Origin of the sequence: Moraxella lacunata (assembly GCF_002027545.1) — a bacterium.
GTDB classification, from domain to species: Bacteria; Pseudomonadota; Gammaproteobacteria; order Pseudomonadales; family Moraxellaceae; genus Moraxella; species Moraxella lacunata.
On record NZ_MXAN01000066.1, the window covers coordinates 1 to 4,264 of the forward strand.

At 43.1% G+C, this 4,264-nt stretch carries 3 protein-coding genes and 1 pseudogene; 2 read left to right on the plus strand and 2 right to left on the minus strand.

Features of this window, described 5'->3' with window-relative positions; genetic code table 11:
• Both B5J94_RS09550 and B5J94_RS09555 read right to left on the minus strand, forming a co-directional pair.
• A partial coding sequence (locus tag B5J94_RS09550; protein ID WP_211271076.1) for a hypothetical protein occupies positions 1–204 on the minus strand: 204 nt, incomplete at its 3' end.
• Between the two features lie 382 nt (positions 205–586).
• Positions 587–2,088: pseudogene (locus B5J94_RS09555) on the minus strand (DUF3360 family protein).
• 550 nt (positions 2,089–2,638) lie between these two features.
• Between B5J94_RS09555 and B5J94_RS09560 the strand changes: the two are divergent.
• Both B5J94_RS09560 and B5J94_RS09565 read left to right on the plus strand, forming a co-directional pair.
• The gene (locus tag B5J94_RS09560; RefSeq protein WP_062501262.1) at positions 2,639–2,821 is read left to right on the plus strand and encodes a DNA gyrase inhibitor YacG; all 183 of its coding nucleotides are present in this window, start codon (positions 2,639–2,641) and stop codon (positions 2,819–2,821) included.
• A 92-nt stretch (positions 2,822–2,913) separates the two neighbouring features.
• Entirely contained in the window at positions 2,914–4,074 is a 1,161-nt protein-coding gene (locus B5J94_RS09565; RefSeq protein WP_062501264.1) for an aspartate aminotransferase family protein, read from the plus strand.
• Positions 4,075–4,264 lie beyond the last annotated feature (190 nt).

The window sequence follows — 4,264 nt, forward strand, 5'->3', positions numbered from 1 at the left end:
TGAGCCGACCAACCCACCATGTAACACCACCACAGGTTCGCCTTGTCCGTGGATTTCATAATAAATCTCTTTCCAAACTAAAAATAAACCCTTATAAGTATTGGGGTTGAGGTTTTTAAAAATCCACAAAAATCGGGGTTTGGAAAGAAGTCTATTATAAAAAACAATCCGACCACTTAACTGGGTAAATTTTAAGAGTTTCACTCAATTTTTAAATTTAAGTGGTTGGATAGCCATTTTTCATGCAAAAATTGATTGAAATTGTCAATTTTTCATCTTACACCTAACAAACTTAATATTTACCACAGGCTTTGTAGGGACTGGCTCCGCACATCCTTTTATAACATGCCAGTTTTTATAGGCGTGCACAGCACGCCCCTACACCCAAACTTCATTATGTTTGTGGTAATTTTAAAGTTTCTCGGGTGTATTTTATAAAAATGTTATCAATGGTAGGCACGCCCTAAATTATTTTCATAAAAAATAGGCAACTTTCCCCATTTTTAATGAAAAACACAAAAAACAAACACACCCCAATAAAAAAATCGCCCAATATCCATTGAGCGATTTTTGTTTTATAAAACCATTAAACTCTAAACTGCGGTAGTAATGCAGGTACACCAGGGAACATACCCACCAAGCCCATGGCAATACATAGAATCACAAAACTTGCCACAGGGATAATCACACGCCCCATCAGACCCAGCTCAACACTGCGTTTTTTATCACCGATAAGACCTAGGTTATCCAACATCATGGTTAGCGACCAACCAAACACAGGGTTCACCAATGCTGATGAGAACACCACGATGGCGGCTGACTGAGTTGTCTTACCTGCACGAGTCATTTCCATACCTGCTTCTAGTAGCGGTACAAATACCGCCACAATAAGAGCTGTGGAGAGCACAGGTTGCCATACCGCCAAGTCCATGGGATAACCCCAAATGGCTGCGACGATACAAAATACTGCGGTCAAGACAGCACCAGCAGGAATCGGACGTTTGGCGATGGATGCAGGCACGATGTATGTACCCCATGATGATGTGAAGTTCGCCCCACCCAGTGCCGAACCCACCATTTGACGGATAGAGCACGCAATGGTCGTGTCATCAATATTCATGTGTGTACGTTCAGAGTGCTTAGGATAGCTGATTTGCTGGAATACTTTGTGTCCCAAGAAATCTGGTGGCCACATGGCAACCGCCAACACCGCAAAAGGAAATACCACAATAAAGGCTTTGGCGTCGGGCAGACCTAGCGTCCAACCTGTATTCTCACCCCACCAGTAAGTGGGGCTAAGTGGCGGCAGCCCCGGCTCGGTCTTAAACTCAAAGGGAGCTCCCAAGATAAACGCCAAAAAGCCCGCCAACGCACAGCCGATAGGCACCGCAAGCCAACGTTTTTGCCAGTGTTCTAGCAAGGCATACATAACAATGGTTGATAAAATGATGATAAAGGCGATGTGTGGCAGACCAATTTTATCCGCCCAGGCTATCATGTTTTTGACCTGAGCCATCAGCCCTACAAAACCCAGATAGAGTAGTAGCCCGCCTGCCACCCCGTTACTGGTGAGCTTGGACATCAGGCTACCGCCTTTTAAGACCGCCATAATCAGTCCAAATACCCCGATGAGCACACCAAAAGCAAGTGGGTGCCCCCCTGCCGCCACCACAATAGGAATGAGCGGAATGAGCGGTCCGTGTGTGCCAGGTAAGTTGGACGTTGGTAGGAAAAATGCTGAGAAAATAAGTACAAAGATTGCAGCAATAATCATCTCATAGCGGACGTTTTGCAAGACAAAATCTTCGCCCAAACCAAGCGGTGCGGCAAAGGCAGCTGCCATCGCTCCCACCATGACGATTTTACCAATCATCCCCGCCATCGCAGGAATGGTATCTTCAAACTCAAAACGATAATCACGAAATGGCAAGTTCACGCCCCATCTTTTGGGTTTCATGATTTGCAATTCGTGTCTTAGATAAGCGTCACGAGACTCAAAAGCTATGAAGGCTTATGAAGCTCTTCATAGCTTTTGGTTGTGTATTCTCGGATTTGCTCTTCGGTTAAATCAGATTGAACATCACTCACAAATACCTCCTATCACTGTGAGAAAAGTGCGTTTTAAAATCCTTGTTTTTTCATTTGTCTAAGTCTTGCATTCATCTGCATGCTCATACAATGCCAAAAAACACTTTTTAAAACACCAAGCAACCTTACCATCCCACCGATTCATTAATTATTTCTACAAATACCACAAACGTCATATAAGTTATTTTATAACAATAATTTAATAAATCAATCGTACTAGTAAGAGTGCGGTGCTGATTATAACTTTCTTTTTTGTGACTGTCATGTTTTATTTGTAAAAAATTATGAAATATTTGCTAAGTTGCTAATTTTTAATGATATTAAAACCCATTACACCTAGGGCGTACCTACCATTGATAACATTTTTATGAAATAAGATGAAAATTTTAATGCTTTAATCCATTTTTGCATGAAAAATGGCTAAATCTTGTTTTTCATTGCAAATACCAAAGGCGGGCACGCCCTAGTAACACAAACTCGTTTTGTGTAAATGGTAAAAATTTGTTAAAATAAATCCCTATCACAAAACAATCACATCAAAGACCATCACATGACCACACCGACCACTTACCCCTGCCCCCAATGTCAAAAACCGACCAGTTGGTCTGACAACCCGAACCGCCCGTTTTGTAGTGAACGCTGTAAACTCATTGATTTAGGAGCGTGGGCGGATGAATCATATCGTGTGGCAACCGATGATACGCCATTTAGCGATGAATTGTCCAAAGCGTGATTTACCCAAATTTTGAGAATTTTATCAAATTTTACACGCCATTCATTTGACAATTTTTGATTTTATTATTTAGAAAAATTTAAGGACTTTTTATGTCTTATCTTATGCCAACCTACGCCCGTCAGCCCATTTCTTTTGTGCGTGGGCAAGGCTCATATCTGTACACCGCAGACGGCACGGCGTATCTGGATGCTCTGACAGGTATCGCCGTGTGTGGGCTTGGTCATTGCCACCCTGCCATCAGCCATGCCATGAAAGAGCAAGCCGACACGCTCATTCACACCAGTAATTTATACCAAATTGACTGGCAAGAAAAAGCAGGCGAAATACTCTGTCAAAAGGCGGGCATGGACAAAGTATTTTTTGCCAACTCGGGAGCTGAAGCCAACGAATGTGCCTTAAAACTGGCTCGCCTATATGCCCACAACCAAAGCAAATCTCACCCCAAAGTCATCGTCATGGAACACGCCTTTCACGGTCGCACCCTACTCACCGTAACCGCCACCGCCAATCCTAAGGCTCGGACAGGCTTTTTTACCTTGGATGATGACTTTATCCGTGTACCATTTAATGATGTCTCTGCCGTAGAAGCCTTGATAGATGACAAAGACATTTGTGCAGTATTTGTAGAACCTATTCAGGGCGAAGGTGGACTACACACCCCAAGCGATGATTATTTAGAAAAACTACAAAATATCTGCCATACCAACGACTGGCTGTTTATGCTTGATGAAGTACAAACAGGCAACGGTCGCACGGGTAAATATTTTGCTTATCAATACAGCAACGTCAAGCCAGACGTACTGACCACCGCCAAAGGGCTGGGTAATGGCTTTCCTGTGGGGGCGTGTATGGTATCAGGCAAAGCCAAAGACTTGTTCGGAGCTGGTTCACACGGTTCCACGTTTGGCGGTACGCCCTTTGGCTGTCGTGTGGTCTGTGCCGTCTATGATGAGCTGACCGATGAAGTCATGGCAAATGCGGTGCGTGAGAGTGATTTTATCCGCCAAAGCGTGCGTGAGCATTTCCCACAAATAGACGTGCGTGGGCGTGGCATGATGATAGGCTTTGGTTTGCCTGATGGCGTGGACTGTACGCACATTGTGGATATGGCTCGTGATGAGTTTTATCTGATTTTAAATGTTACAGGCGGTAATGTCATTCGTCTGCTCCCTGCCCTAAATATCAGTCATGATGATACGGTGATTTTGACCGATAGGCTGATTGGTTTGTTAAAAAAGACATTAGGATAAACTTGGTGTAAAATTTGCCATATTCTAGCAACCATTGTTAAAAAAATTCCTAAAATTCATCCGATTTTGTAAAACTTGTTGAAGTTTATTTTGGTAAAATTATCCTACTTTATTTCATTCTCAACTTTTTATAAGCGATTGATTTATCAAGGGCGAATTGCAATTCGCCCCTTAGGCACGTTGTTGTAGC

What these genes read in the sequence shown, in the direction of transcription:
- B5J94_RS09560 (WP_062501262.1), top strand. Translation starts at nt 2,639, where the DNA reads ATGACCACACCGACCACTTACCCCTGCCCCCAATGTCAAAAACCGACC.
- B5J94_RS09565 (WP_062501264.1), top strand. Translation starts at nt 2,914, where the DNA reads ATGTCTTATCTTATGCCAACCTACGCCCGTCAGCCCATTTCTTTTGTG.